Source organism: Nonomuraea sp. NPDC002799 (assembly GCF_053592075.1).
Genome location: NZ_JBSFVA010000014.1, coordinates 131,671 through 156,956 on the forward strand (window position 1 = coordinate 131,671; position 25,286 = coordinate 156,956).

The 25,286-nt window shown below is 70.9% G+C and carries 26 protein-coding genes; 13 read left to right on the forward strand and 13 right to left on the reverse strand.

What is annotated here, in order from left to right:
* Positions 1-12 precede the first annotated feature (12 nt).
* A complete protein-coding gene (locus ACWD0F_RS25345) occupies positions 13-606 on the reverse strand; it encodes a DUF3000 domain-containing protein (RefSeq protein ID WP_449879388.1) in 594 nt (197 codons plus the stop codon).
* Between the two features lie 597 nt (positions 607-1,203).
* On the opposite strand from ACWD0F_RS25345, the gene hemE reads away from it, so the two are divergent.
* Positions 1,204-2,247 (forward strand): uroporphyrinogen decarboxylase, encoded by a 1,044-nt coding sequence (hemE, locus tag ACWD0F_RS25350; RefSeq protein ID WP_449879390.1) that lies wholly within the window; start codon positions 1,204-1,206, stop codon positions 2,245-2,247.
* A 74-nt stretch (positions 2,248-2,321) separates the two neighbouring features.
* On the opposite strand, the gene ACWD0F_RS25355 is transcribed toward hemE, so the two are convergent.
* Complete coding sequence (locus tag ACWD0F_RS25355; RefSeq protein ID WP_449879392.1) at positions 2,322-3,455, reverse strand: DUF4349 domain-containing protein; 1,134 nt, start codon at positions 3,453-3,455, stop codon at positions 2,322-2,324.
* 107 nt (positions 3,456-3,562) lie between these two features.
* Between ACWD0F_RS25355 and hemG the strand changes: the two genes are divergently transcribed.
* Positions 3,563-4,966, forward strand: coding sequence for a protoporphyrinogen oxidase (gene hemG, locus ACWD0F_RS25360; RefSeq protein ID WP_449879394.1), 1,404 nt, complete (start codon positions 3,563-3,565; stop codon positions 4,964-4,966).
* Positions 4,963-5,673: a hydrogen peroxide-dependent heme synthase gene (gene hemQ / locus ACWD0F_RS25365; RefSeq protein ID WP_449879396.1), complete on the forward strand. Its 711-nt coding sequence runs from the start codon at positions 4,963-4,965 to the stop codon at positions 5,671-5,673. Before hemG ends, hemQ begins: the two co-directional genes overlap by 4 nt.
* 15 nt (positions 5,674-5,688) lie before the next feature.
* On the opposite strand, the gene ACWD0F_RS25370 is transcribed toward hemQ, so the two are convergent.
* From ACWD0F_RS25370 to ACWD0F_RS25380, 3 genes are read right to left on the reverse strand one after another with little or no spacing between them, the layout of a single operon-like run.
* Positions 5,689-6,858 (reverse strand): ABC transporter permease, encoded by a 1,170-nt coding sequence (locus ACWD0F_RS25370; RefSeq protein ID WP_449879398.1) that lies wholly within the window; start codon positions 6,856-6,858, stop codon positions 5,689-5,691.
* A complete protein-coding gene (locus ACWD0F_RS25375; RefSeq protein WP_449879400.1) occupies positions 6,855-7,991 on the reverse strand; it encodes an ABC transporter permease in 1,137 nt (378 codons plus the stop codon). Before ACWD0F_RS25375 ends, ACWD0F_RS25370 begins: the two co-directional genes overlap by 4 nt.
* A gap of 10 nt (positions 7,992-8,001) precedes the next feature.
* Positions 8,002-8,940, reverse strand: coding sequence for an ATP-binding cassette domain-containing protein (locus ACWD0F_RS25380; protein WP_449879402.1), 939 nt, complete (start codon positions 8,938-8,940; stop codon positions 8,002-8,004).
* A 446-nt stretch (positions 8,941-9,386) separates the two neighbouring features.
* Between ACWD0F_RS25380 and ACWD0F_RS25385 the strand changes: the two genes are divergently transcribed.
* A complete protein-coding gene (locus ACWD0F_RS25385) occupies positions 9,387-10,100 on the forward strand; it encodes a hypothetical protein (RefSeq protein WP_449879404.1) in 714 nt (237 codons plus the stop codon).
* A gap of 176 nt (positions 10,101-10,276) precedes the next feature.
* Here ACWD0F_RS25385 and msrB read toward each other — a convergent pair whose 3' ends face one another.
* Complete coding sequence (gene msrB / locus ACWD0F_RS25390) at positions 10,277-10,678, reverse strand: peptide-methionine (R)-S-oxide reductase MsrB (RefSeq protein WP_449879406.1); 402 nt, start codon at positions 10,676-10,678, stop codon at positions 10,277-10,279.
* A 312-nt stretch (positions 10,679-10,990) separates the two neighbouring features.
* Here msrB and ligD point away from each other — a divergent pair, with 312 nt between their 5' ends.
* The gene (gene ligD / locus ACWD0F_RS25395) at positions 10,991-11,992 is read left to right on the forward strand and encodes a non-homologous end-joining DNA ligase (protein WP_449879408.1); all 1,002 of its coding nucleotides are present in this window, start codon (positions 10,991-10,993) and stop codon (positions 11,990-11,992) included.
* A 51-nt stretch (positions 11,993-12,043) separates the two neighbouring features.
* Here ligD and ACWD0F_RS25400 read toward each other — a convergent pair whose 3' ends face one another.
* Positions 12,044-12,856: an MBL fold metallo-hydrolase gene (locus tag ACWD0F_RS25400; protein ID WP_449879410.1), complete on the reverse strand. Its 813-nt coding sequence runs from the start codon at positions 12,854-12,856 to the stop codon at positions 12,044-12,046.
* A gap of 219 nt (positions 12,857-13,075) precedes the next feature.
* Here ACWD0F_RS25400 and ACWD0F_RS25405 point away from each other — a divergent pair, with 219 nt between their 5' ends.
* Both ACWD0F_RS25405 and ACWD0F_RS25410 read left to right on the forward strand, forming a co-directional pair.
* Complete coding sequence (locus tag ACWD0F_RS25405; RefSeq protein ID WP_449879412.1) at positions 13,076-13,615, forward strand: hypothetical protein; 540 nt, start codon at positions 13,076-13,078, stop codon at positions 13,613-13,615.
* Between the two features lie 28 nt (positions 13,616-13,643).
* Positions 13,644-14,318 carry a class F sortase gene (locus ACWD0F_RS25410; RefSeq protein ID WP_449879414.1) on the forward strand — a complete coding sequence of 225 codons (675 nt, stop codon included), beginning with the start codon at positions 13,644-13,646 and terminating at the stop codon, positions 14,316-14,318.
* Here ACWD0F_RS25410 and ACWD0F_RS25415 read toward each other — a convergent pair whose 3' ends face one another.
* Entirely contained in the window at positions 14,319-16,454 is a 2,136-nt protein-coding gene (locus tag ACWD0F_RS25415; protein ID WP_449879416.1) for an acyl-CoA dehydrogenase family protein, read from the reverse strand. It abuts the gene before it with no gap.
* Between the two features lie 334 nt (positions 16,455-16,788).
* Here ACWD0F_RS25415 and ACWD0F_RS25420 point away from each other — a divergent pair, with 334 nt between their 5' ends.
* From ACWD0F_RS25420 to ACWD0F_RS25430, 3 genes are all read left to right on the forward strand, one after another.
* Positions 16,789-17,151, forward strand: a complete 363-nt coding sequence (locus tag ACWD0F_RS25420) for an RNHCP domain-containing protein (protein WP_449879418.1) — start codon at positions 16,789-16,791, stop codon at positions 17,149-17,151.
* Between the two features lies 1 nt (position 17,152).
* The gene (locus ACWD0F_RS25425) at positions 17,153-17,554 is read left to right on the forward strand and encodes an RNHCP domain-containing protein (protein ID WP_449879420.1); all 402 of its coding nucleotides are present in this window, start codon (positions 17,153-17,155) and stop codon (positions 17,552-17,554) included.
* A gap of 97 nt (positions 17,555-17,651) precedes the next feature.
* The gene (locus tag ACWD0F_RS25430; protein WP_449879422.1) at positions 17,652-18,497 is read left to right on the forward strand and encodes an alpha/beta fold hydrolase; all 846 of its coding nucleotides are present in this window, start codon (positions 17,652-17,654) and stop codon (positions 18,495-18,497) included.
* Here the strand turns inward: ACWD0F_RS25430 and ACWD0F_RS25435 are convergent, their stop codons facing one another.
* A complete protein-coding gene (locus ACWD0F_RS25435; RefSeq protein WP_449879424.1) occupies positions 18,498-18,935 on the reverse strand; it encodes an ATP-binding protein in 438 nt (145 codons plus the stop codon).
* Between the two features lie 436 nt (positions 18,936-19,371).
* On the opposite strand from ACWD0F_RS25435, the gene ACWD0F_RS25440 reads away from it, so the two are divergent.
* Entirely contained in the window at positions 19,372-19,587 is a 216-nt protein-coding gene (locus ACWD0F_RS25440; protein WP_449879425.1) for a DUF397 domain-containing protein, read from the forward strand.
* A 171-nt stretch (positions 19,588-19,758) separates the two neighbouring features.
* Here ACWD0F_RS25440 and ACWD0F_RS25445 read toward each other — a convergent pair whose 3' ends face one another.
* On the reverse strand, positions 19,759-20,571 hold the full coding sequence (locus tag ACWD0F_RS25445; RefSeq protein WP_449879427.1) for a tetratricopeptide repeat protein: 813 nt from the start codon (positions 20,569-20,571) through the stop codon (positions 19,759-19,761).
* An 82-nt stretch (positions 20,572-20,653) separates the two neighbouring features.
* On the reverse strand, positions 20,654-22,087 hold the full coding sequence (locus tag ACWD0F_RS25450; RefSeq protein WP_449879429.1) for an aldehyde dehydrogenase family protein: 1,434 nt from the start codon (positions 22,085-22,087) through the stop codon (positions 20,654-20,656).
* Between the two features lie 78 nt (positions 22,088-22,165).
* On the opposite strand from ACWD0F_RS25450, the gene ACWD0F_RS25455 reads away from it, so the two are divergent.
* Positions 22,166-22,750 carry an N-acetyltransferase family protein gene (locus tag ACWD0F_RS25455; protein ID WP_449879430.1) on the forward strand — a complete coding sequence of 195 codons (585 nt, stop codon included), beginning with the start codon at positions 22,166-22,168 and terminating at the stop codon, positions 22,748-22,750.
* Between the two features lie 62 nt (positions 22,751-22,812).
* Here the strand turns inward: ACWD0F_RS25455 and ACWD0F_RS25460 are convergent, their stop codons facing one another.
* The gene (locus ACWD0F_RS25460) at positions 22,813-23,742 is read right to left on the reverse strand and encodes a hypothetical protein (RefSeq protein ID WP_449879432.1); all 930 of its coding nucleotides are present in this window, start codon (positions 23,740-23,742) and stop codon (positions 22,813-22,815) included.
* Positions 23,743-23,905: 163 nt separating this feature from the next.
* Between ACWD0F_RS25460 and pgeF the strand changes: the two genes are divergently transcribed.
* Positions 23,906-24,613, forward strand: coding sequence for a peptidoglycan editing factor PgeF (gene pgeF, locus ACWD0F_RS25465; RefSeq protein ID WP_449879434.1), 708 nt, complete (start codon positions 23,906-23,908; stop codon positions 24,611-24,613).
* 306 nt (positions 24,614-24,919) lie between these two features.
* Here the strand turns inward: pgeF and ACWD0F_RS25470 are convergent, their stop codons facing one another.
* Positions 24,920-25,270 (reverse strand): hypothetical protein, encoded by a 351-nt coding sequence (locus ACWD0F_RS25470; protein ID WP_449879436.1) that lies wholly within the window; start codon positions 25,268-25,270, stop codon positions 24,920-24,922.
* Between the last annotated feature and the right edge of the window lie 16 nt (positions 25,271-25,286).

Genomic DNA, 25,286 nt, shown 5'->3' on the forward strand with positions numbered 1-25,286 from the left:
TGACTGGTGCCGTCACTTCGTTCGGTCACTCTCCGGATCATCACGTCTGCGGGGCAGGGCGGCCACGTCGGGCGGGAGCGGCGGGATGCCCGCGGCCAGGCACATGAGGTCGCACCAGGCGGCGACATGGCCGGACAGATCCTCCTCGGCCGGTGACCAGGACGCCCGCAGCTCAAGCTCGGTCGTGACCGGATCGTCGGCTTTGTTGCCGAACCCCTCGGACACGGCTCTTGTCACGGTACCGCCAGCGGCGGAGTAGTCGGCTTGGTGAGCCTCCAGCGCCTCGGTCAACCAGCTCCAGGCGACGGGCCCGAGCAACGGGTCGGAGGTGATCTCCGGCTCCATGTCGGCCCGGACGTAGGCCACCAGCCGGAACGGGCCCTCCCAGCCGCGCTGGCCGTCGGGGTCGTAGAGCAGGATCAGCCGGCCGACGGCGAGCTCGTCGTCGTCGCGGTAGACCGACGCGCCGATGGCGGCCGAATAGGGGGCCAGCCGCTGGGGCGCGGGCAGGTCCTCAAGCTCGATCTCGGGCCTGACGTCGGGCAACCGCAGGCTCTGCGCCGCGCGCGCGAAGGGGGCGGGCGGCGGCTGGTCACCGAGCGTCATAGTCGAAGCGTAGGTCGGGGACGGGCGGAAGGGGACCACGGGGGTGCTCATCCTTCGTGATCAAGCCGCTGCCGTAACAAGCTGGCGAACCGGTCGGGTGGACTCGGGGAAGCCGAGAATGATCGCGTGGCCGCACACGAGGCAGGCCCACTCGGGGCAGTGGCCCTGCTCGTGCCCGTCAGAGCACGGAGGCTGCTCGAACAGCCGCACCACGGCGCAGGAAGCGCAGCGCTCACTGCGGCGCTCTGGGGAACTCCACAACGCGGTCATCGCAACGGGGCCTTTCTTCGGGTCGTGGCTCCGACGTTGGCACGAGCCGCTGACAATTCCCCGCAACGCGCTCGGCGTGTCCCGAAAGTGGTCTCCTAATCGATGCCGCGCGGTGGCTTGGTGAACATTTGGCCCAGTCGAGACCGGCTCTCTGGTCCGCCATGGGGTGTGTTCGACCCGTGTGCGACGCCGATGCCGAGCAGACCGGAAAACCTTCATCTAGCTATCTGATCATGATTTGGGGCATCCAATGCATGTTTTTCCGACACCTTGCATTCGTGTCGCACCCGTGCGGGCACCGACACGAATGCGTGGGATCCTTGTCAAGTGAACCTCGACGACTCCGCCTTCCTGCGTGCCTGCCGCCGCCAGCCCGTCCAGCACACCCCCGTGTGGTACATGCGCCAGGCAGGGCGGTCGTTGCCCGAATACCTGAAGCTGCGCGAGGGCGTGCCGATGCTCACGGCCTGCGCGACGCCCGACCTGATCGTCGAGATCACCATGCAGCCGGTGCGCCGCTACGGCGTCGACGCGGCCATCTTCTTCAGCGACATCGTGGTCCCCCTCAAGGCCATCGGCATCGACCTCGACATCAAGCCGGGGGTCGGCCCCGTCGTGGCCGACCCGATCCGCGACGCCCGGGGGCTCGGCGCGCTGCGCCCGCTGGAGCCCGACGACGTCTCCTACGTCACCGAGGCCATCCAGGCCCTGACCGGCGAGCTCGGCGGCACCCCGCTGATCGGCTTCGCCGGCGCGCCGTTCACGCTCGGCTCCTATCTGATCGAGGGCGGCCCGTCCAAGAACCACGACCGGACCAAGGCCATGATGTACGGCGCTCCGGAGTTGTGGCACGCCCTGATGGAGCGGTTGTCGGACATCGTCCTTGAACACCTGCGCATCCAGGTCGCGGCGGGCGCCTCGGCCGTGCAGCTCTTCGACTCCTGGGTGGGGGCGGTGGCGCCGGCCGACTACCGCGAGTTCATCCAGCCGCACACCCGGCGCATCTTCGAGGGCATCCAGGGCGTGCCGCGCATCCACTTCGGCGTGGGCACCGGCGAGTTGCTCGGTGTGGTCGGCGAGGCGGCCCCCGACGGCATCGAGGCCGACGTGATCGGCGTCGACTGGCGGGTGCCGCTCGACGAGGCGGCCCGCCGGGTCGGTCCCGGCAAGGCGCTGCAGGGCAACCTCGACCCGGCTCTGCTGCTGGCGCCGTGGGAAGTGGTGGAGCGCAAGGCCCGCGAGGTGCTCCGGCAAGGGGAGGCGGCCGAGGGGCACGTGTTCAACCTCGGGCACGGCGTGCTGCCCAATACGGACCCCGACCAGCTCAAGCGCCTGACCGACTTCGTGCACGAGAACGGCCGCCAGGGCTGACCACCCCCGCACCCTGTCCGATGCGGCGCGGCCGTTCGAAGGCCGCGCCGGCACCATCGGTGTGAACGTCCGGCTCAGGCGGACGCCGCGCCCGGCTCGGCGCGCCGAGGGCCAGGAGCGGGCGCCGGATCCGGGTCGGGATCGGGCTCAGGGCGAGCCTCGGAGCCGGCGGGGCCGGCCTCAGGGGCAGGGCGGGCGTCGGGGCCACCGGGACGAGAGCCGGGGTACGGGCCGGGAGCGCCGGGATAGGGACCACCGGGGCCGCCGGGACGTGAGCCGGGGCCAGGGGGCGGCGTGGGGGCGCCGGCGCGGCGGGCGCGGCTCCGCCGTACCAGGTAGATCCAGAGCGCGGCCGCCGGCACCAGGATGATCAGCCACGGCACCACCGCGCCGAGCACCGTGACGGTCTCCTTGGTGAAGGACACCAGCGCACCCCACCCCGTCGCGAGCCCGCCCAGGAAGCCCGCCGGCTCCTGCCCCGGATCCTCGACGACGGTCACCGGCCCCACCACCCGCAAGGTCAGCGTGGCCATGGCGACCTGCCCGGCCAGCTCCTTCTGCTGGGCCTGCAGCGACTCCAGGTCGGCCTCGCGCTTGGCGATCTCCCGTTCGACCTGCAGCACCTGCCCGACCGTCTCGGCCTTCGCCAGCAGCGTCCGCAGCGACTGCAGCGACTGCTCGGCGGACTTGAGCCGGCTGTCGACGTCGGCGATCTGCAGGGTGACGTCCTGGGTGCCCTGGTTCATGGAGAGCTGCTTGCCCAGGTCCTTGCCCAGCTTGCCGATCACCTCGGCGTACTTGGGCGGTGGCACCTTGAACTCCACCGTCGCCGTGTCCTCGGTGTCGCCGGCCGAGCTGGACTGCTCACTCGACAGGTAGCCGCCGGCCGCGGTGACGATCTGCTTGGCCTGCTGGACGGCGGCGGCCACCTGCTTGGCCCGCACGGTCATCTCGCCGATGTAGATGACCTGGCGCTCCTGCTGAGCGACCGTGACGGCCGAGACCACGCCCTTCTGGTCGGCGGTCGCCGGTTTGCCCTCCTCGGCGACACCGCCGTCCCGGGCTCTGGCCGCGCTCGTGGCCGCCTGCTCGGGCGCCGCGCCACTCGTCCCCCTATCTCTGGAGAACGACTCGCCGCCGCCGCAGCCCGTCAGGAGCACTGTCGCGCAGGCGGCCGAGAGCGCGATGCCGTACCGGAAGGTCCTCATGCCCATAAGACGAGATGCGGAACGCTCGGGTTTGGCGACAGGAATCACGTTACGGTCACGTGCCCCGAGCGGCTGGCCGAGCCGCTGAGGCGGTAGCGTCAGGAGGCGTGGAAGGGAATCGGGCGCACGTGGTCGTCATCGGCGGAGGGATCTCCGGTCTCGCCGCCGCGTGGTACATCCGGCAGGGAGCGGGCGAGCGGGTCAAGGTCACCGTGCTCGAAGGGGCTTCGCGCACAGGCGGCAAGCTGTACGCCTCGGAGGTCGCGGGGGTGAGCGTCGACGGCGGCGCGGAGGCCATGCTGGCCAGGCGCCCGGAGGGCCAGGAGCTGGCCAGGGCGGTCGGTCTCGGCGACGACCTGGTGTTCCCCGGCACCACGCGTTCGGCCATCTACACCAGGGGCGCGCTGCGTTTCATGCCGAAGGGCCAGATCATGGGCGTGCCCGCCGATCTGACCGAGCTGGCCAAGTCGGGCATCGTCTCGCCCGGCGGCCTGCTGCGCGTGCCGCTCGACCAGATCCTGCCGGCGACGCTCGTGCGCACCGACGTGTCCGTGGCCTCCTACATCCGCGCGCGGATGGGCGGCGAGATCGTGGACCGCCTGGTCGAGCCGCTGCTCGGCGGCGTCTACGCCGGGCGTTCCGACATGTTGTCGCTGGAGGCCACGATGCCGCGCGTGGCGGCGGTGGCACGTTCCGAGCGGTCGCTGCTCAGCGCGGCCAGGCAGCTCGTCGAGGAGGCGCCGAAGAACGCCGGGCCGGTGTTCACGTCGCTGAAGAACGGCGTCGGCGGCCTGCCCGAGGCGGTCGCCAAGGCCTCGGGCGCGGACGTCAGGACGGGCGTCACCGTACGCGAGCTGCGCAGGACCGAGGGCGGCTGGGAGCTCGTGACCGGCCCGGTGCCGAGACCCGGGATCGTCGAGGCGGACGCGGTGATCGTGGCCACGCCGGGAGCGGCCGCGAGCAGGCTGCTCAAGGCCGAGGTGCCCAAGGCGGCGAGCGAGCTGGCCAAAATCGAGTACGCCAGCATGGCCGTCGTCACCCTCGCCTACCCGCTGTCGGCCTTCCCCGAGCCGCCTGCGATGAGCGGCTACCTGGTGCCCCCGGTGGAGCGGCGGCCGGTCAAGGCGGTCACGTTCAGCTCGGTGAAGTGGCCGCACCTGGCGAAGGACCTGGTGATCCTGCGCTGCTCGATCGGCCGGGTCGGCGAGGAGCACCTGCTCCAGCGTGAGGACGCGGAGCTGGTCTCGCTGGCCATGGCGGAGATGAGCGACGTGATGGGCGTGCGCGGGCTGCCGGTCGACACCCGGGTCACGCGCTGGGGCGGTGGCCTGCCGCAGTACAACGTGGGCCACCTCGACCGCGTCGCCCGGGTGCGCGCGGCGGTCGCCGTGCAGCCGGGGCTGGCCGTCTGCGGCGCCGCCTACGATGGCATCGGGATCCCCGCCTGCGTCGGCACGGCGCGCACGGCCGCGGCCCGGATTCTGGACCACCTTTCCCAAAGGGGAGAATGAGCGACATGACAGAGGCTGCCGCGCGGCTCAAGGCCCGCGATCTCAACCAGGTGATCCGTTACACGATGTGGTCGGTGTTCCAGGTGACCGAGCCGTGTCCCGTCGACCGTGACGGCCTGGCGGGCGAGGTCGAGGACCTGCTGGAGCAGGCCGCCGGAAAGGACGTCGTGACCAGGGGGGTCTACGACGTCGCCGGGCTGCGGGCCGACGCCGACTACATGTTCTGGTGGCACGCGCCCACGGCCGAGGACCTGCAGGACGTCTACTCCAGGTTCCGGCGCACCCAGCTCGGGCGGCACAGCAAGCCCGTGTGGTCGGCGATGGCGCTGCACCGGCCGGCCGAGTTCAACAAGTCGCACATTCCGGCCTTCCTCGCTGAGGAGGAGCCGCGGGCCTATGTGAGCGTCTATCCGTTCGTTCGGTCCTATGAGTGGTATCTCCTGGAGGACTCCGAGCGCCGCGCGATGCTCGCCGAGCACGGCAAGATGGCCCGCGACTACCCCGACGTGCGGGCCAACACCGTCGCCTGCTTCTCGCTCAACGACTACGAGTGGATGCTGGCGTTCGAGGCCGACGAGCTGCACCGGATCGTCGACCTCATGCGCACGCTGCGGGCAGCCGAGGCCCGCCGCCACACCCGGATCGAGATCCCGTTCTACACCGGCGCCCGCAAGCCGGTGCGCGAGCTCATCGCCGCCCTTCCGTAGCCGGACGGGCGCGCTTCAGCGGGTGAGGGCGGCGCGCAACCGCCAGGCGCCGAGCGCGAAGAGGACCGCCGCGTAGCCGGCCAGCACGCCGAGCTGCGGCAGGATGTCGGCGATCGTGCCGTCCCTGCGCAGCAGCTCGGCGAAGCCGTCGAGGGCCCACGCGTGCGGGGTGACGTGCGCGACCTGCCGCATCGTCGCGGAGAACACCTCGATCGGCACCATCGCCCCGCCGACGGCGGCCAGGCCGAGGCCGGCCAGCAGGCCGAGCGCGACCGCCTGCTGCTCGGTACGCAGCGCCGCGCCGAGCAGCGTCCCCGCCCCGCCGCCCACCAGCGCGAACATCAGCAACAACGCGGCGGCCCCGAGCGGATCGCCCCACCCCACCCCGAACAGCAACCCTGACCCGAGCATGATGATCAGCCCCTGGAGCAGGGCCACGCCCACCCGGCCCGCGGCCTCCCCGAGCACGATCGCGCCGCTCGACACCGGTGTGGCGTACATCCTGCGCGACACCCCCAGCCGCCGCGTCTCGATCAGCGTCGCCGCGCCGGTCAGTGAGGTCAGGAAGACGAACAGCAGGAGCTGCGAGCCGGCGGCGGTGTCGAAGCCGGTCACGCTCCCCGAGACGGCGGCGCTGCCTGTCGTGGGGCCTGTCGTGGGGCCCGTCGTGGTGGCCGCCACCGTGACGCCCGGCACGCTGACGGCCTCGATCCTGGCGACGAGGTCGTCGAAGGAGCCGTCGCGCACGTAGGCGGCGGCCCGCGCGGGCATGGTCACCTGGGTGATCACCGACCTGACCACGGCGCCGAGGGTGAGCGCGTCGGGCTCGTTCCTGCCGACGTACGGCAGCGTGATCGGGGTGAAGCTCTCCAGGGCGCGGTCGTACCCCTCGGGGATCAGCAGGGCGCCCGAGAGTCCGCCCTGCTCGACGGCCGTCCGGGCCTCGGCGTCGCTGCCGAGCCGCGTCACCTCCATCCGCCCCGACCGCTCCAGCGCCGCCACCAGCTCGGCGCCGTGCGGGCCGGTTCCGCCGGCCACGCCGAGCCGCGGCCCGAAGCCGGAGCCGAACGACAACCCGAGCACCGTGATCAGCACGATCGGGAAGATGACCACGAAGAAGATGTTCGTCCGGTCGCGGAAGAGCCGGACCAGGTTGATCCAGGCGATGGTCGCCACGGGCGTCATGGCCGCAACATCCTCCCCACCCGCGACAGCGCGATCCCGGTCGTCACGGCGGCGAAGCCCAGCAGCGCCAGCGACGGCAGCACGGCCACGACCGGCGCGTTCTCGCCGTGCAGGTCGGCCAGGCCGCGCAGGAACCAGTGGTGCGGCGTGACCATGCTGAGCGCCGCGAACACGTCGTTCGTCTGCTGGATCGGGATGAAGACGCCGCCGAGCACGCCGAGGAGCACCGCGACGACCGCCTGGATGTTGCCGGACCGCTCGGTCGTCGTGGCCACGGTCGCGATCATGGCCATGACGCCGGAGGCCGCCAGCACGCCCGCCACGATGAGCACCCCGACGCCGGCCGGATGACCCCACTCCGCGCCCAGCAGCAGCGCGGAGGCGACGACCAGCACGGCCGTGCTGACCACGCCGACCGCGATCCCGCTCAGCAGCTTGGCGAGCGCGATCGTGTAGCGGGGGACCGGCGCGGCCAGCAGGCGGGCGAGCGTGCCGTCGCGGCGTTCGTCCAGAAGCGAGCTGAAACCGAACTGCACGGTGAAGAAGAGGAAGAACACCGCCATCCCGGCCGCGAACCCCTCGGCCGGCGAGAGTTGCCGCCGGTCCGCCGCGAGGTCCTCGACGCTGACGGGCGCGGGCACCGCGGCGGCCTCCTCCAGGGTGCCGCCGCCCTTGGCCGTCAGCGCCACCTGCACGTAGCGCACCTCGGCGGCGAAGGCGTCGGCCACCGCACGCGCCACGAACGAGCCGATCTGCGCGTCCACGTCCCCGATCACCCGCAGGGTGGCCGGCCGGCGGTTCTGCACCGCCTGACTGAAACCGGCGGGGATCACGTACGCGGCCGCCGCCGCGCCGCGCTCGACCAGGGCGCGCGCCTCCTGCTCGGTGGCCGCCGTCCTGAGCGCGATGACCCCGTTCCGCTCCATCGGGCCCAGGACCTGCCCGGTGAACGTCGTCGCGATCGTCCCCCGGTCCTGGTCCGCCACCACGAACGTGGCCACGCTCTGATCGTCGACGCCCCTGAACACGAGGCTGAAGATGACCGCCAGCCCGAACGGCACCACGATCGCCAGCAGGAACACCGACCTGTCCCTGACCCGCTGCCGCAGGTCCTTGACCGAGATGAGCAGCATCGTCCGCATGTCAGTCCCGCAGCGCCTTGCCGGTCAGGTGCAGGAAGACCGACTCCAGGTTCGGCTCGTGCACCTCCACCGCGCGGACCACCACGCCGGCCTCGGTCGCCGCCGCCAGGATGCGCGGCAGCGCCCTGCGGGCGTCCTCGACCATCACCTCGACGTGGCCCTCGCCGCTGCTCGTCCTGCGCACCTCCGCCAGCGCCTCCAGAGCCGGTACGGCCCCGGCCCCCTCGGCCGTCAGCGTGATCCGGTCCAGCTCGCCCACCAGCCCGACCAGCTCCCTGCGGGTGCCCTCGGCCCTGATCCGGCCCAGGTCGATGATGCCGATGCGGTCGCAGAGACGCTCGGCCTCCTCCATGTAGTGCGTGGTGTACAGGACGGCGACGCCGTCGGCGGCCAGAGCCGAGACGCTCTCCAGGATGGCGTTGCGGCTCTGCGGGTCCACGCCGGCCGTGGGCTCGTCGAGGATGAGCAGGGGCGGGCGGTGCAGCAGGCCCACGCCGATGTTGAGCCGGCGCTTCATGCCACCCGAATACCGCTGGACGGCCTCGTCCGCCCGGTCGGTCAGGCCGACGGACTCCAGGACCTCGGCGATGCGGGGGCGGGCGGCGGCTCGGCGCAGGCCGTACATCCTGGCGAAGAAGCGCAGGTTCTCGCGGGCGGTGAGGTCGGGATACAGGGCCAGGTCCTGGGGGACGTAGCCGATCTGGCGCTTGCCCTGGGTGCTGGTGGTGTGGTGGGGGCGGCCGGCGACGGTGACCTCGCCGCCGTCGCGTGCCAGGATGCCGGCGATCATCGAGATCGTGGTGGTCTTTCCCGCGCCGTTGGGGCCGAGCAGGCCGTAGGTTTCGCCGGCGCCGATGGTGAAGCTCACGTTGTCGACGGCTACGAGGTCGCCGAAGGTCTTCCGTAAATCACGACATTTCAGGATCTCGTCCTGGGCCACATGCGCAGTCTGCTGGAAAAAATCAAGAAAGAGCAAGACCCATGTTGGCGATCCAACTGAAGTCGGCCATCCGCTTTGTCACAATCAGGGAAATCCCTTGTTCGGTGGGTGCGGCTCGCGGTGGCACGTTCCAAGGGGGCGGGGTGGAAGGTAGACGGGGTCAGGGACGGCACGCGGCCGGTCGGCAGGCGGAGCCTGGTTCGCGGGGCGCGCTCGTCACGCGGATCGGGTCCGGGCCGCCGGCGGAGGACGGTCGCGCGATGGCGGCCGGTGGGCCAGGGGAGTCCGGCCGGCGATCGGAAGAAGGCCGGCGGTCAGAAGAAGGCCGGCGGTCGGACGCCGGCCGGCGTACCGAGCCTGGTGGGCGGCCGGGGGCTGGGCGGCACGGGGCTGGGCGGCATGGGGCGGGGGCGCGGCATGCGCGGCGGCGTACGGGCGGGACCGGGTTGCGGGCGGGACTGGCGCTGCTGCTGGGCGGGGCCGCGCTGCTGGGCGCGAACGCGGCGCTCGGCGGGGTGCTGAACGCGGCCCCGGCGCCACCGGCGGCGACCGGCACGGCGGGACACCCGCCCACCGCCGGGCAGAAAGCCGAGGCCGGGCAGGCACCGACCGGTGAGAAAAGCGTGAGCCCGCGGGCGGGCGCCGAGGCACAACCGCGCCGGATCCAGCAGGACGCGCCGGCCAAGAACGCCGCCACGGCAGGCGCCACGCCGGGCACCGCGGGCGCCACCTCCGGCGCGGTCGAGCCGGGGATGGTGGCGGGCAGCACCTCTCCGGAGGACGTGCTGGCGGACGGTCCGGAGCCGGGCGACGTCGCCGGTTACAAGGCCGACGGGCCGTCGCGGCACACCGATCAGCGGGCGGCCGAGTATTTCCGCTCGAACTGGGGCCCGGACGACAAGGCGCTGAGACGCCTGAAAGACATCCGCACCGTCGGCGGATATTTGCGCATATACACCGACTTACCGGAAACGGCGGGCAACTCCGCCACGGCCCTCACCCTGTGCGAACGAGGGCTGGAATACCTGCGGGCCGCCGGAGTCACCCACCCGGTGGTGTTCGTCCAGGCCGAGTTCGGCGGGAACGGGAACCCCGTGCTCGCCAACATCCTCGGCCCCTCCGACACCACCTGCCGCGTCACCCATCCCGCGCCGGACTGAGAAGCGCGCAGTCCGGGCTATCGCACGCGAACGCGGGTTCGCGAGCACACTTCACACCGTTGAGTCACGACGCGCCCGATGGTCTCGATCGTCACCCAACGGTGGCGAAGGTGGACGAAGCGCACGCGAACACTCCTACCCTCGGTAGGCGATCGGTACGCACCGTGGCTAGTCGATCACCCTTTGGGTTCGAGTCGCACCGAGACCGAATTGATGCAGTAACGATCATCCGTCGGCGTCGCGTAGCCCTCGCCGTGGAACACGTGCCCCAGGTGCGAGTCACACCGGGCGCATCGCACCTCCGTGCGCACCGTCCCGAGGCTGCGGTCCTCGATCAACTTCACCGCGTCGGACTCCGTCGGCTGGAAAAAACTCGGCCAGCCGCAGTGCGACTCGAACTTCGTGTCCGACCGGAACAACTCGGCCCCGCAGGCGCGGCACGAGTAGACCCCTTCGGTCTTGGTGTCGACATACTCCCCCGTGAACGGGCGCTCGGTGCCGGCCTCCCTGAGGACGTGAAACTCCTCAGGCGACAGCTCGGATCGCCACTCGGCCTCGCTCTTGACCACCTTGTCCATGAGTCCAGAGTACGAGATCCGGCAAAAAGAGATCTCCGCAGGGTGAAGCATCCTTTCTGGGATGAATTTGCGTCTTTGTAGGCAAGGGGGTGTCATCGCCTCCTTTCAAGGGGTGAGATCGTCCGAAAGATCCGCCGAGCGGCACAGCCCACGCCCGTGCTGGCGCCGCTGGTGGATCGTCACGGCCGGACGGGTGGCGCGCCAGCGCCCGTACCGGCGGCGGACGGTCTTGTGGCTCGTCCCGTTGAGCCCCCGGTCCCGCCACCGAGGCGGCTCCGGGACGGGCCCGCCCCGCCTTGGTAGGTTCAGGGCATGGCATCGCCGTACATAGAGCTCGAAGTGGGGGAGAGGACCGTCAAGGTCACCAACCCCGACAAGGTGTACTTTCCACAGATCGGCGCCACCAAGAGGGAGCTGGTCGAGTACTACGTGAGCGTTGGCGAAGGGGCCTTGCGCGCGCTCAAGGACCGCCCGACCAATCTCAAGCGCCACCCCGACGGCGTGCAGACCGAGGCCATCTACCAGAAACGGATGCCTCCCAAGCATCCCGACTGGCTTGAGGCCGTCACCGTCACCTTCCCGAGCGGCCGCACCGCGCAGTCGTTGCGCGTCACCGAGGTGGCCGCCATCGCCTACGGCGCCAACCTCGGCACCATCGACTTCCACCCCTGGCAGGTGCGGGCCGCCGACGTCGAGCACCCCGACGAGCTCCGCATCGACCTGGACCCGCAGCCGGGCCTGGAGTTCGACGCCGCCCGCCGGGCCGCCTTCCTCACCCGGGAGGTGCTCGCGGAGTTCGGCATGACCGGCTTCGTCAAGACGTCGGGCAACCGCGGCGCGCACATCGCCGTGCGCATCGAGCCGCGCTGGGACTTCGTCCAGGTACGTCACGCCGGCATCGCCCTGGCCAGAGCCGTCGAGGAGCGTGACCCCGATCTGGTGACCACCGCGTGGTGGAAGGAGGAGCGCGGCGACCGGGTGTTCATCGACTTCAACCAGAACGCCCGCGACCGTACGGTGGCCAGCGCCTACTCCATCAGGGCCAAGCCGCACGCCCCCGTCTCCACGCCGCTGACCTGGGAGGAGCTCGAAGACGCCGATCCGCGCGACTTCGACATCCGCACCGTGCCCGCCCGCTTCGCCAAGCTGGGCGACGTGCACGCCGCCATCGACGACCAGGCCCACTCCATCGAGCCCCTGCTCGACCGCTACGCCGCGGATGAGCGGGGCGACCTGCCCTATCCCCCCAACTACCCCAAGATGCCCGGCGAGCCGAAGCGGGTCCAGCCCAGTAAGGCCAGGTCCGACACCTGACCGGAAACGATCAGCGGCGGACGGCGGTCAGCGGCGGACGGCGGTCAGCGGTCAGCGGCGGACGAGGTGGTGCGGAGCGAGCTCGCGGATCTCGCCCCGCTCCATGTAGACCACCCGGTCGGAGAGGCCCGCCTGCTCGATGTGATGGCGGAAGTCGTCCAGCGGCGACGTGAAGACGGTGTAGTCGTCGTAGTGCACCGGCACGACCGTGTGCGGATTGATCAAACAGACCCAGGACGAGCCCTGCTCGCCGTCCATGGTGACGAGCAGGGAGCCGAGCAACTTGGTGCCGCCCAGGTGCACCAGGGCGAGGTCGATGTCGGGAAAACGGCGCGGGATCGCGTCCAGGCGGCGGTCGAGCAAGGTGTCGCCGCTGATGTGCAGGCGCAGCTTCACCCGTCCCTCGCGGTCGCAGAACTCCAGCATGGTCCCGATGACGGGCGGCAGCAGCGCCTCGACCGCGCTGGGCGCGTGCTTGGCGGGCAGGGCGGTGATCTTGACGGTGCCGCCGGGCCCGCGCAGCTCGTACTGCTGCCAGACCGCCAGGCCCACGCTCCGGGTGAAGCCGCGGCGGCGCAGCTTGCGGGCCGCCGAGGTGGTCGTGATGACCCGGGTCCCCTTGTCCAGGCCCCGCCGGGTGACCCGGTCCCAGTGATCGCCGTGCAGGTGGGACAGCACGACCGCGTCGAGCGGCGGCAGGTCCTCGATCTCCACGGCCGGATCCGTCAGGCGGCGTGAGGTGAGGCCGTGGCCCAGGTACGCCCGCTGGCCCTGGTGCAGGAAGTTGGGGTCCGTCAGCAGGGTGAACCCGTTGTAGCGGATGAGCGTGGTGGCGTTGCCGATGAACTGCAGGCTTCCCTTCATCGCACATCACTCCGGATGCCCTGGCCGCCGGGGCAGCAGTTGGGCTGTTGTGAATGATTAACGGCTTTTATCCCCGTATGGGCCCTGCCACGTCAGGCGCCACGCAAACCCTGCGTGCTCGTCTGTTTCACTTCGGTCACATTACTTGACGCTCGGTCCAATAGTTCGCGAGGCTCTCTTACGCATCGGGGGCGCGACAACCGATTCTGGAGCCTGGTCATGGCAAGAGCGCGACGTCTCGCAGCGGCCGGAGCGGTGACGGCCTTCGTGATCGCAGGTGTGAGCCTGGCGGCGGGCATCGGCACCGCCGCCGCACAGTCCGGCCCCCAGGTGCCGGGCTCCCAGCCCACCTGCCTGCTTCCCCTGCCGCCGCTCTGTGAGGACGATTCCTGGTCCGGAGACGCGGAACCGCACGACTCCCTCCCCAGTGAACCCGTCGACTCCTGGTCGAGCGCACCCGCACCCACCGATTCCTGGTCGAACGCGCCCGTCCCCACTGACTCTTGGTCCAACGCCCCCGTGCCGACCGATTCCTGGTCGTCCGCGCCCCCATTGCCGGAGCCTGAACGCCCGTGGCGGCCGGCGGGGGAGAAGGAGCACAAGGTGCCCCGGGGGTATCCGGAGACCGGTGGCGGCGGGCTCGCGCCGCAGGAGCAGGGCTGGCCGTTCGCGCTGGGCGGGGCGGCGTTGCTGACCGGAGCGGGCCTGACCGGGCTCGCGGTACGCCGCCGCCACGCCGGCCACGACATCAGGCCATAACCGGGACCTCGAGCTGGGGATGGGGCGGATGGCCGGGCAGAAGGTGATCTGGGCGGGGGCCGGCGTGGTCTCGCTGGCCGGGATGTCGCTGATCGTGCTCGGGCTCGGCGGCATCGTGGGCGGCGAGCCGCAGCCGGGCCCCGCCGCGACGGCCCCGCCGAAGCCCGCCGCCGCCATCCCCAGCAGGCTCCCGGTCACCGACGTGCCGCTGAGCAAGGTGGCCAAGCCCATGAAGGCCCAGCGCCCGACCGCCCTCTACATCCCCTCCATCGGCGTGGCCGCTCCGCTCATGGAGCTCGGCCTGGACGCGAACGGCGCCATCCGGAACCCGCCGTTCGACCCCCCGAACCAGGCCGGCTGGTACCGCTACGGCCCCGTCCCCGGCCAGCGCGGCGCCGCCGTGATCACCGGCCACCTCGACACGAGGAGCGGCCCGGCCGTCTTCGCCGCCCTCAAGAACGTCAAGCGCGGCGACCAGGTCCAGGTGCTGCGCGCCGACCGCTCCGTGGCCGTCTTCGTCGTCGACAGAATCGAGCACACGCCGAAACGCGCCTTCCCCGCCGAGAAGGTCTACGCCAAGCTCGCCTATCCGGGGCTGCGGCTGGTGACCTGTGGCGGGACGTTCGACCAGCAGGCGCACAGCTATCAGGACAACACGATCGTGTACGCGCACCTGGCGGCGCCCTACCGGGTCAAAAGCTGATCACGGATCGCGCGGCAGGCCGAGTGCGCGTTCGGCGATGATGTTGAGCTGCACCTCCGTCGTGCCGCCGCCGATCGTGAACGCCCGGGTGGTGAGGATCATGCGGCTCCAGCGGCGGTTCGAGGGCGCGAGCGACCAGCAGAACTCCGAGACGGCCTGAGCGTGCCGCATGCCGAGCAACTTGCGCACACTGGAGGCGGTTCCGGAGTCGTCGCGGGACTTGCGCGCGCTGGATCCAGAGTTGTCGTGGGACGGCCGCCGCGCGCCGGGCGCAGGCTCCGTGGCGGACAGCCGCGACAGCGTCACGCGCAGGCCGAGCGCCGAAATGGCCTGGCCCTCAGCCCACAGGCGGCCCGCCTGCTCGCGCTGCGCCTGCCGGAGCGGGGGCAGCCCGGCGATGAAGTCGGCCATGTCGGTGTGTTGCGAGCCGGGGCCCCAGCTGTCGCCGAGCGCGACGCGTTCGTGGGAGAGCGTGTCGCGGGCCACCCGCCAGCCCGCGTCCACCTCGCCGACCACCAGGTCATCCGGTACGAACACGTCGTCGAGGAAGACCTCGTTGAAGATCTCGTCCCCGTTGATCTCCTTGAGCGGCCTGACGGTGATGCCAGGGGACGACATGTCCACCAGGAAGTACGAAATACCGTCATGCTTCGCTTTCTCGGGGGAAGTCCGGGCGAGGCAGATGCCCCAATGGGCGTACTGCGCGAGGGACGTCCAGATCTTCTGACCGGTCAGCGACCAGCCGCCCTCCACCCTCGTGGCCTTCGTCGACAACCCGGCCAGGTCGGACCCCGCACCGGGCTCGCTGAAGAGCTGGCACCACACGATCTCGCCGGTGAACGTCCTCGGCAGGAAACGTTCCTGCTGCTCGCGGGTGCCGTACCGGACGATGGACGGGACCGCCCAGGCGGCGATGCCCAGGTTCGGGCGCTTGAGGCCGCGGAACTCCTGATGGATGATCACCTGTTCGAGCGGCGCGGCGCCCCTGCCCCAGGGCCTGGGCAGATACGGCATGATCCAGCCCTCCCGCGCGAACCGCCCCAGCCTCGCCAGCGGCTCCTCGGCGCGCAGCGACTCCGCCTCCGCCCTGATGGCGTCCCTGACGGCGGCGGCCTCCTCGGGCAGATCCGGCTCCATCCGCCGCCGTGTCCCCGCCACCGCCAGCCCGGCCACCTCCTCGGCCCACACGCCAGGGTCGCCCGCCAGCATCCGGGTGGACAACGCTCTGCGGTAGTAGCGGTGCGCGTCGTGCTCGAAGGTGTAACCCATGCCGCCGAGCACCTGGATCGCATCGGCCGCACACCGAACCGCCGCATCGGGCCCCAGCACGGCCGCCACCGCCACCGCCAGCCCGACCTCGTGCTCGGCCTCGGCGCCGTCTCCGTGTCCGGCGTCGTCCAAAGCCCTGGCGTCGTCCAAAGCCCTGGCGGCGTCCCATACGGCGGCGCGCGCCTGTTCGAGCGCCACGAGCGCCCCCGCCACCCGATGCTTGACGCCCTGGAACTGCCCGATCGGCCGCCCGAACTGCTCCCGGACCTTGGCATGATCGGCCGCCGCCCCGACGGCCCACGCCGCGACACCGCACGCGTCGGCTCCGAGCAGCACGGCGGCGAGCTCCCGTACCGGCACCTCGGCGAGCACGCGCTCCGGCGGCACGGTCCGCACGGTGACCGAGCAGAGCGCCCGATCCAGATCGATCCCGTCGGCGGGCACGGCCGTGACGTCATCACGATCCAGCAAGGCCCACTCACCACCGGCGGGCATGAGAAAGACGTCGGCTTCCGACGAGCCCAGAAGCAGCCCGTCGAGCCCGTCGGCGGGCAGCGCGACGGCGGCCGACACCGACCCGTCGGCGAGCCCCGGCAGCAGGCCGTCGTCCAGCAGTCGCGCCGCATCACCGGCCCAGACGAGCGCGGCCGAGACGAGCACGGCAGGCAGATAGTCGCCGCCGGCGCGCCGCTCACCCAGCACCTCCAGCGCGACGCACAACTCCAGCGCCCCATACCCCTGGCCGCCGAACGCCTGTGGCACATGCAGCCCCAGCACGCTCAAGGACGCCTGGTCGGCACTCCGGCCGGCCAGCCCGCGCACGGCGGCGGCCAGCGCCAGATGCTCTTCGCTCAGCCCAATGCCCATACGCCGAACCTAGAACCTTATTCGGTCGATCTCCAGTGCTCCCGGAGAGCGTCACCCGGAAAAACCAGTCGCCCATCCGGCCCCCGGCGAACTACCCTCCGAAATATCCGACAGCTGAAGCACGCGGGCAGCTCGTCCTGCCCCGGAGGGAGTGGATTTATGCCCGGCACCGAGCCCAGTGCGCCTCGCTGTGTCGCCGGCCGATCCTGCCTCTGAAGCATCACCGATCCATCCGGCTGGACCGCCTGCCGTACCGGCATGCCCGTGGACACCGCGAGGCCCGCTCGGCCATCCCTTGCTGCCTTTCATCACCATTCCGGCAAGGAGTACCAGGTTGCCCACCAACAGCAAGCCTCGTTCCGTCACCAACACCTTTTCGTGCATGCGCTGCGGCCTGACCGTCACCGCGACCGCCCCGGACGGCACCCGCCGCAACCACTGCCCGAGCTGCCTGCACTCGCAGCACGTGCTCGACCGCGCGGAAGGCGGCCCGTCGGAGTGCGGGTCGCGCATGATCCCGATCTCGATCGCGGTCCTGCGCACCGGCGACTGGATGATCATCCACCGGTGCACCCGGTGCGGTGAGCTGACGTCCAACCCCATCTGCGGGGACGACAACCAGCTCATCCTCATGCGCATGGCCGTACGGCCGCTCGCACAGCCGCCGTTCCCGCTCGAAGCGTTCGGCGATCTCTGACATGGCCAGGAAGAACCCGGGCCAGGATCGCCCGCAACGCCGCAAACAGGTGCTTCACCGGCAGTCCGCCGACGCGTTCCGCTGCGTCGGCTGCCGGCTGGACGTGCCGATGATCGCGCCGGGCACGGCGCACCGCAACCACTGCCCGCACTGCCTGACGAGCCTGCACGTCGACCACCGGATACCGGGGGATCGGCGGGCGGGCTGCCGGGGCCGGATGGCGGCGCTGAGCGTCACCGTCCGGCCGGACGGGGAGTGGCTGATCATTCACGACTGCCAGTCCTGCGGCGGGCTCAGCGCCAACCGCATCGCGGGCGACGACAACGCGCTGGCGCTGCTCCGCATCGCCATCCGCCCGCTGTCGGACACCCGCCTCCCGGTCAGCGCCCTCCTGGCACTCTGACCGGCCGACGGTCGTCGCCGGGTCGCTCCCGAGCCCGGCGACGATCGCCCGCCATCTGGCATGGCGTCACCCCATCCGGCCGCACTAGGCTGACCTCGTGCTGCGAGAATTCGAACTGATGGTCGGTGACGGTCGCACGCTACACGTGTACGACACCGGCCCCGGCCGCTCAGCCGGCTCCCCGGCCGTCTTCTGGCACCACGGCACGCCCAACATCGGCTCGCCCCCCGCGCCGCTCCTCCCCGCCTCCGACCGGCTCGGCCTCCGCTGGATCTCCTACGACCGCCCCGGATACGGCGGCTCCACCGCCGACCCCGGCCGTGCCGTGGCCTCGGCGGCGACCCACGTCACGCGGATCGCCGACGCGCTGGGCATCGGCCGGTTCGCCGTCATGGGTCACTCGGGCGGCGGCACGCATGCCCTGGCCTGCGCCGCCCTCCTGCCCGACCGGGTGCTGGCCGTGGTCGGCGTCGCGGGGCTCGCCCCGTACGGAGCCGATGGCCTTGACTGGTTCGCCGGCATGTCGCGCTCCGGCCAGGCGTCCCTGCGCGCCGCCGTCGAAGGCCGCCCGGCGAAGGAGCGGCACGAGGCGCAGGCTGAGTACGACCCGGAGATGTTCACTCCCGCCGACCACGCCGCTTTGGCGGGCGACTGGTCGTGGTTCGGCAGCGTGGTGGGCCCGGCCCTGGCCGGAGGTCCCGGCGCGCTGATCGACGACGACCTCGCCTACGTCAACCCGTGGGGTTGCGATCCCGCCCAGGTGACCGCCCCGGTGCTGCTCCTGCACGGTGACGAGGACCGCGTCGTGCCCTGCGCGCACGGCGAGTGGCTGGCCCGCCGCTGCGCCACGGCGGAGCTGCGGGTGTCCAAGGGCGACGGCCACCTCTCGGTCCTCCGCTCGGCCGCGGCCGCCCTCGACTGGCTCCGCGCCACCATGCCCTGATCACCCGCCGGACTCGGGATAGCGCAGGTCGGCCCAGACCACGCACTGGCTCAGGTCGTTGAGGTAGGCGCCGCACTGCCCGTCGGAGTACACCTTCACGATGTGCAGGCCGCGCCCGCGCTTCTTCGTGGCCGACGGCGGTGGTCCGGGCCTGGCGCGCGGCCGGCTGTTGAGCGCGTCGGGAGAGGAGCGGTGGGAGCCCGGATCGGTGACCTCGACGCGGACGAACCCCCGGCCGCGCAGCAACTTGATCATCACCCAGTCGCGGCCCTCGCCCGGCTCGACGTGCTGCACGGCGTTGGTGACCAGCTCGACCGTGACCAGCAGGACGTCCGGCAGCAGCACATCGTCGTGCCCCAGCCAGGTGGTGACGATCTGCCGGGCCATCTGGGGCGTGTGGTCGTTCCTGGACAGATGTGCCGTCGAAATAGGTGTCATATCCGCCATCGGTCTTGACGTCGTTCGCGTTGACACAGGTATCCCCATCTTGTCGCGAATTGCCCGGCAATGTCGTCACACGTCATTCTGGTTTCCGCGTGGCACACCAGCCCACCTTTTCCCGGGCTGTCGCCCAGCGTTACAGGGATCAACAATCTTCGGCGCATGCCGCACCTCATCGAGGTGGCTCGGGGTCCCATCACGATCCAGATCCTCCCGCTCAGCGCTCGCCTCACGCCGGGCTGCTGGGAAGTTTCATGATCGCGCACACCCTGGGTGGACCCACCGCCGCATTCGTCGACAGCCCGGTTTCCGGGAAAGTCTGGGATGGAACGCCCGAAATCGAGGTCCTCAGCCTTCGGTATCAAACCTGCCGGGCCGAGGCGCTTCCGCGAAGTCTTTCCATCAGGAAGATCGAAGAGAGGTTGGGGCAGACATGGAAGTGCAGTTGAGCCAGGAGCTCAAGAGCGCTGTCTGGCGGAAGTCCTCGTTCTCAGGTGATAACGGCAACTGCCTGGAGGCAGCGCCGTTGTCCGGCGGCCGGGTTGCCGTCAGGGACACCGAGCGGCCAGACATGCACCCATTCGTGGTGAATGCAGCAGTGTGGGCGGCATTCACCAATGGCGCGAAAATGGGTGAATTCGACTTCTAGTCAACAGCAGAGCTCCTGGCGGACGGATGGGCCACCACAACCTCGTCCGTCACGGCCAGGAGCTCTGACTAGTTTTTATATCGCGCCATCGCTGATTTGTCGTCCCCAACACGGAACCGGGCGGCCAGATTGGCCCGCATTACCCGCCGCTGGGAGTGTTTTTTATTCGGTTCAGTCGCCGAATTCGAGGTGGAGGGCCTGGCTGAAGTCGGACACCGCCTCCTCGTGCCGTTCCAGCTCCTGAAAGATCTCCCCCCGCACCCGATATGCCCAAATGTATTCGGGATCCAGGTGGATGGCCCGATGTAAATCCCGCAGCGCCGCCTCATTATCGCCCAGCTCGCTCAGCACCGCGCCCCGGCTGCCGAACGCGCGGTCATTGTCCGGGTCCAGCTCCAGCGCCCGGTTCAGGTCCGTCAGAGCGTCCTCATAGCTGTCCATCATCCGCAGCGCCTCACCCCGCCGGCTCAGCGCCCGCACGTGATCCGGGTCGGCCGCCAGGGCCTTCGTGTAGTCGCCGACCGCCTCGGCGTACAGGTGCATGCGCTGGTAGAGGTCGCCCCTGGCCACCCACGAGTAGGCCAGTTCCTCGTTCAGGGCGATGATCTTGGCGTGCTCCTCCAGGGCCTCTTCCAGCCGGTCGAGGTCCACCAGGACGTCCGCCTTCGCCTCCAGGATCCACAGGGTGCCCGGCGCGAGGGTGAGCGCGTGCTCGAAATCGTCCATGGCGTCGTCCAGGCGGCCCATCGCGGTGTAGGTCTGGCCGCGCGAGCCCAGCGCGTACGCGCTGTCCGGCTCCAGTTTCAGGGCCTCGTCGAAATCCTCCAGAGCGGTCTCGAAGCGTTCGAGCACGCGGTGGCTCTCGCCGCGCAGCCGCCAGGCGCGGGCGTTCTCGGGCGCCAGCGCGATCGACTCCGTCAGATCCGCGATCGCGGCGTCATGCCGCGACAGCGCGATGTACGATTCGGCGCGACTGCGCAACACAGACGCACGCGACTGGACCGCTGCCTCGGACAGCCCAGCTCGGTCCTTGATCCCCTCGCTCATGAGGGGTAAATCTATCCAATCAAATCTGGATGATGGCGGCCTTTTCCCGGGTGTACTCCAGGACGGAATCGTGGCCGTACCCGCTGTCCTTGACGCCCCCGAACGGCAGGCCCGGCGGCATCTGGCGGAAGGTGTTCACCCAGACCGTGCCGCTGCGCAGATCGCGGACGAAGCGGTGCGCGCGGCGCAGGTCACGCGTCCACAGACCGGCCGCCAGCCCGTACGGGGAGTCGTTCGCGATGGCCAGCGCCTGCTCGTCCGTCTCGAACGGCAGCGCCACCGCCACCGGCCCGAAGATCTCCTCCTGGCAGACCCGCAGCGCGTTGTCCTCCGTCGTGTACAGCGTCGGCGCCACCCAGTAGCCACCGGGCAACCCGGGCACCACCTCGGCGCCGGTCCTGCCGCCGAAGACGAGCGCGGCCCCCTCCTTCTCGGCGAGTTCGAGGTAGGACGTCACGCGCTCGTACTGCCCCTGCGACACGATCGGCCCCATCGTCGTCCGCAGGTCGAGGGGGTCGTCCAGCACCAGATCCGCGCACGCCCGGGTGATGCGGCCGAGCATCTCGTCCCAGATCGAGTGGTGGATGAGGATGCGCGAGCCCGCCACGCACACCTGCCCGGCGTTGCCCGTGTAGATCGAGTTCACGGTCACGCCCTGGGCGGCCGCGTCCAGGTCGGCATCCGGAAAGACGATATTGGGCGACTTGCCGCCCAGCTCGAACGTCATCGGCTTCAACGAGTCCGCCGACGCGCGGGTGATCGCCTGGCCGGTGGCCGTCGAGCCGGTCAGGCTGATCTTGCCGACGTCGCGGTGGCGTACCAGCGCGTCGCCGACCTCCTCGCCCAGCCCGCTGACGATGTTGAGCACGCCGGGCGGGAGCACCTCCGCCAGCAGCTCGCCCAGCCGCAACACCGACGCGCTCGCCTGCTCGGCCGGCTTGACCACCACCGTGTTCCCGGCCGCCAGGGCGTAGGCCGCCTTCGCGGAGAAGGTCGAGATGGGGGAGTTCCACGGGATGATGCAGACCGCGACCCCGTACGGCTCCCGCAGGGTCAGCCCCAGCGCGTCCGGACCGAGGATGACGGTGTCGCCCTTGACCGCGTCCAGGCACTGCCCGGCGGCGAGCTGCCACAGGTAGGCCATCCCCGGCAGGTCCCGTTTGAGCGTGTCGCGCAGGATCCGGCCGTTGTCGCGCGTCTCCAGCCTGGCCAGCTCCTCGGTGTGCCGCCCGAACAGCTCCGACACCTTGCGCAGGAAGTGCGCCCTGGCCGGCGCGGGCAGCGCCGACCAGGCGGGGAAGGCCCGGCGGGCCGCCGCCACGGCCGCCTCGGCCTCGGCCGGGCCACTGGCCGGGATCCGGGCCCAGACCTCGCCGGTGGCCGGGTTGACCGAGTCCATCATCCGGTCGCAGGGGACCAGCTCGCCGCCGATGAGATTGCGGTATTCAGGCATGTAACCAAGCATATGCTTGCTCGATTGGCTGGGGCCAGTGTCATGACAAGTCCGACTCGTACGCCATGATGGCGAATCGTGAATACTGAGCTGACCTGGCCGGACACCCCCGATGAAGATCTGCTGGCCGCCGTGCACCGAGTCCTGCACGCCGTCGTGTCGCTGGGCGGAGCCGTCGGTTACCTCGGCCCGCCCGCCCGGGAGGAGACCGATCCCTGGGTGGAGGAGCTGCTGAAGGCCGTGCGCGACGGAGACGCCCGCCTCGCGCTGGCGGTCGTGGACGGCACCGTGCAGGGCATGGGGTTGTGGCGGCGCGACCCCGCCCCCGTCTTCGCCCACTCGGCCGAGCTCGGCAAGATCATGGCCCATCCGGACGCCCGAGGGCTCGGCCTGGGCCGGCTCGTCGTGGCCGCGCTCATCGACAACGCCCGCGACGCCGGGATCGAGACGCTCACCCTCGGCGTCCGGGGCAACAACCACGGCGCGATCGAGCTGTACGAGTCGCTCGGCTTCCGCGAGTGGGGCCGCCTGCCCAACCGGATCGAGGTCGGCCCGCACCGCTTCGACGACGTACGCATGCTGGTGGACCTCGGCAAGCCGCCCGGCCTCATCCTGCACGGCGCGGCTTCCGGCGGCCCCGGCGCGTCGCCGAAAAGAGGCTAGGGCTCACGGTTCTGGGTCGCTCAGGTCGGCGGTGCGGCGGGTCTCCGAGGAGAGGCTTGGGCTCAGAGCTCGGGGACGCCCAGGTCGGCGGCGCGGCCGGTCGAGGGCTTGGCCAGCTCGGGATCGAGCTGCTCGATCAGCCGCCGCACCAGGGCGGCCCGCCGCACCCGCTCGCGTCCCAGCTCCTGCGGCACCGCGCCCAGATGGGCGCCGGAGGGATAGATGTTGGGCGCGTTGCGCAGCCCCATCTTGAGATAGACGGGCGCGGCGGCCCGGATGATCTCCACCGCCTCGTAGAAGCGTACGAACCCACCCTGATCATCCGGCACCTCCAGATAGAGGTCGATCGGCAGCGGGGTCGCGGCCCTGATCTCGGCCAGGTGCGGCACGGTCAGGTCGGTCCCGACGTTGAGCGAGGTGGCGCCCAGGCGTTCGAAGATCGCGGCGGTCGGGCCGTTCGTCAGCGGCATCAGCACGGACGTCTTCAGCACCAGGTTGGCGGGCAGCGTGCCGTCCTCCTTCAGCGTACGCAGCACCTCCAGCGTGCCGAGGTCGCCCACGAGCAGGCTGCGGATGCCCAGCGAGCAGGCCCGCAGGGCGTCGGCCACACATGCCGCCACCATCGTGTTCCCGCGCGCCGCCGCGCCCACGGCCTGCGTCACCTTGGCCTGGCCGCCGGTGTCCCAGGCGGCCCGCGGCCCGAGGAACAGGTTGACCTCGATGCCGCGCTCGGCCCCGATCCGCGCCATCCGGGTGATCTCGGCGTCGCTCAGCATCATCACGCCGCTGCCCTGCGAGGTCCTGGCGACCGGCACGCCGAGCCGGTCGGCCTCGGCGACGACCGCCTCCAGCACGTCCGGCCCCTCGACGCTGGGGATCTCGAACCGGTACGGCGTCCCGTCCGCGAACCCGGACGTCACCGGAGTGACAACCTGGACCACGGGATGCCCGAGGCGGGCCAGAAGAGCGTGCAGGTCGGCAAGGCTGGTCATCGGGGTCTCCTCGTGGTGGATCACGTCAGCACGGCCGTGCGGCGGCTCGTGCCATCCTGGCCCACCTCTCCATGATGTACGGGACCCGGCCCGGCCGATCCCGCGTGTGCACGGGGCTTCTCCCCGCACTCTGGCGTTCCACGCGGGGCCCTAAGATCGAGCCATGCAGCTCGTCCCTGGAGTGCGCGTCGCCATCACCGATCGGCACGGCGGAGTCAGCGCCCCGCCCTACGGGACACGCAACCTGGGCGGCATGGTCGGCGACGACCCCGCGGCCGTCCTGGCCAACCGGGCGGGTCTGGCAGCCGAGCTGGACGTGCGCGCGGTCGTCCTCATGCGCCAGGTCCACAGCGCCGACGTCGCCTACGTGAGTGAGCCGTTCGGCGACGACCCGCCCAAGCTGGACGGCGTGTTCACCTCGGAGCCTCGCCTGGCCCTGGCCTCGCTCGGGGCCGACTGCCCGGCGGTGCTGGTGGCCGACCCGGTGGCCGGCCTGGTCGGCGCCGCCCACTCCGGCCGCCCCGGCACCGAGGCAGGCATCGCCGCCGCCCTGGTGGCGGCCATGGCGGCGAAGGGAGCGGAGCCCGGGCGCATGGTCGCGCTGATCGGCCCCGGCGCATGCGGCCGCTGCTACGAGGTCCCCGCCGATCTGCGTGAGCAGGTGGCCGCCCGCGTCCCCGAGACGTGGTCGACGACCTCCTGGCAGACCCCCGCCCTCGACCTGCGCGCCGGCATCGAGGCACAGCTCAGGGGAGCGGGGCTGGCGGACGTACGCCATGACGCCCGCTGCACCATCGAGTCGGACGAGCTCTACTCGCACCGCCGCGATCAGCCAACCGGCCGATTCGCCGGCCTCATCTGGCTCACCTAGCCCCACCAACCCCGACCGATTCGCCGGCCTCATCTGCCCCGTCTAGCCCCACCAACCCCGGCCGCAGCAGAGATCGTTCGGGCGAGGTTTGCCGACTCCCCGTTTGCGGCATCGCCCGCGCCCCGATGCCACGCGCGCCGATGCCCGCCTGCGCGCCGATGCTCCGGCTCGCGCACTGACGTCTTCCCCTGGCTCTCGTGTGTATCCCCGTGCGCCCCTCACCCCGTGAACCGCCCGTAATCCGTGACTGCCGGCATCCCCACGCGTCAACCCGGCCGAGCCCCCGCCCCGGCAGCAGCCCCAGGGCTAGGACTTGTTGTTCGGGCCGTTGAAGATGCCGTTGACGATGACGATTCCGCCCCAGATCGGGATGATGGCCAGTGCACTCCCCTGTCCGGCCAGGATGAGGACGAGCGTGGCAAGCGTCCCCAGGCAGAGCGAGACGATCGCGAGGGCGAGCCGCTGACTCTCGGACGCTCCCTGACGGGCGACCTGCCGGGAAGCCTTGGGGGCCTGCCCGGCCAAGCGTTCGTCGACGCGCCGATCGACCTCCTGGCTCACCTTGTCGAGGAACGACGCCACGACGGCGTCCTCGTAGTCGGGGCCAAGATCACGCCGCGCCCCCACGGCCGCCTTCAACTCATCACCAGTGCTCATAAGTCGAGATATAACG

Excerpts from the sequence above, each read along its gene's own strand:
- ACWD0F_RS25355 (WP_449879392.1), bottom strand. The coding sequence starts at position 3,455 with ATGAGGACCTTCCGGTACGGCATCGCGCTCTCGGCCGCCTGCGCGACA.
- ACWD0F_RS25400 (WP_449879410.1), bottom strand. The coding sequence starts at position 12,856 with ATGAAGGGAAGCCTGCAGTTCATCGGCAACGCCACCACGCTCATCCGC.
- ACWD0F_RS25370 (WP_449879398.1), bottom strand. The coding sequence starts at position 6,858 with ATGACGCCCGTGGCGACCATCGCCTGGATCAACCTGGTCCGGCTCTTC.
- ACWD0F_RS25470 (WP_449879436.1), bottom strand. The coding sequence starts at position 25,270 with ATGAGCACTGGTGATGAGTTGAAGGCGGCCGTGGGGGCGCGGCGTGAT.
- ACWD0F_RS25440 (WP_449879425.1), top strand. The coding sequence starts at position 19,372 with ATGGAAGTGCAGTTGAGCCAGGAGCTCAAGAGCGCTGTCTGGCGGAAG.
- ACWD0F_RS25450 (WP_449879429.1), bottom strand. The coding sequence starts at position 22,087 with ATGCCTGAATACCGCAATCTCATCGGCGGCGAGCTGGTCCCCTGCGAC.
- ACWD0F_RS25410 (WP_449879414.1), top strand. The coding sequence starts at position 13,644 with ATGGCCGGGCAGAAGGTGATCTGGGCGGGGGCCGGCGTGGTCTCGCTG.
- hemQ (WP_449879396.1), top strand. The coding sequence starts at position 4,963 with ATGAGCGACATGACAGAGGCTGCCGCGCGGCTCAAGGCCCGCGATCTC.
- ACWD0F_RS25435 (WP_449879424.1), bottom strand. The coding sequence starts at position 18,935 with ATGACACCTATTTCGACGGCACATCTGTCCAGGAACGACCACACGCCC.
- ACWD0F_RS25375 (WP_449879400.1), bottom strand. The coding sequence starts at position 7,991 with ATGCTGCTCATCTCGGTCAAGGACCTGCGGCAGCGGGTCAGGGACAGG.
- ACWD0F_RS25345 (WP_449879388.1), bottom strand. The coding sequence starts at position 606 with ATGACGCTCGGTGACCAGCCGCCGCCCGCCCCCTTCGCGCGCGCGGCG.
- ACWD0F_RS25415 (WP_449879416.1), bottom strand. The coding sequence starts at position 16,454 with ATGGGCATTGGGCTGAGCGAAGAGCATCTGGCGCTGGCCGCCGCCGTG.
- ACWD0F_RS25405 (WP_449879412.1), top strand. The coding sequence starts at position 13,076 with ATGGCAAGAGCGCGACGTCTCGCAGCGGCCGGAGCGGTGACGGCCTTC.
- pgeF (WP_449879434.1), top strand. The coding sequence starts at position 23,906 with ATGCAGCTCGTCCCTGGAGTGCGCGTCGCCATCACCGATCGGCACGGC.
- ACWD0F_RS25425 (WP_449879420.1), top strand. The coding sequence starts at position 17,153 with ATGGCCAGGAAGAACCCGGGCCAGGATCGCCCGCAACGCCGCAAACAG.
- msrB (WP_449879406.1), bottom strand. The coding sequence starts at position 10,678 with ATGGACAAGGTGGTCAAGAGCGAGGCCGAGTGGCGATCCGAGCTGTCG.
- ACWD0F_RS25460 (WP_449879432.1), bottom strand. The coding sequence starts at position 23,742 with ATGACCAGCCTTGCCGACCTGCACGCTCTTCTGGCCCGCCTCGGGCAT.
- ligD (WP_449879408.1), top strand. The coding sequence starts at position 10,991 with ATGGCATCGCCGTACATAGAGCTCGAAGTGGGGGAGAGGACCGTCAAG.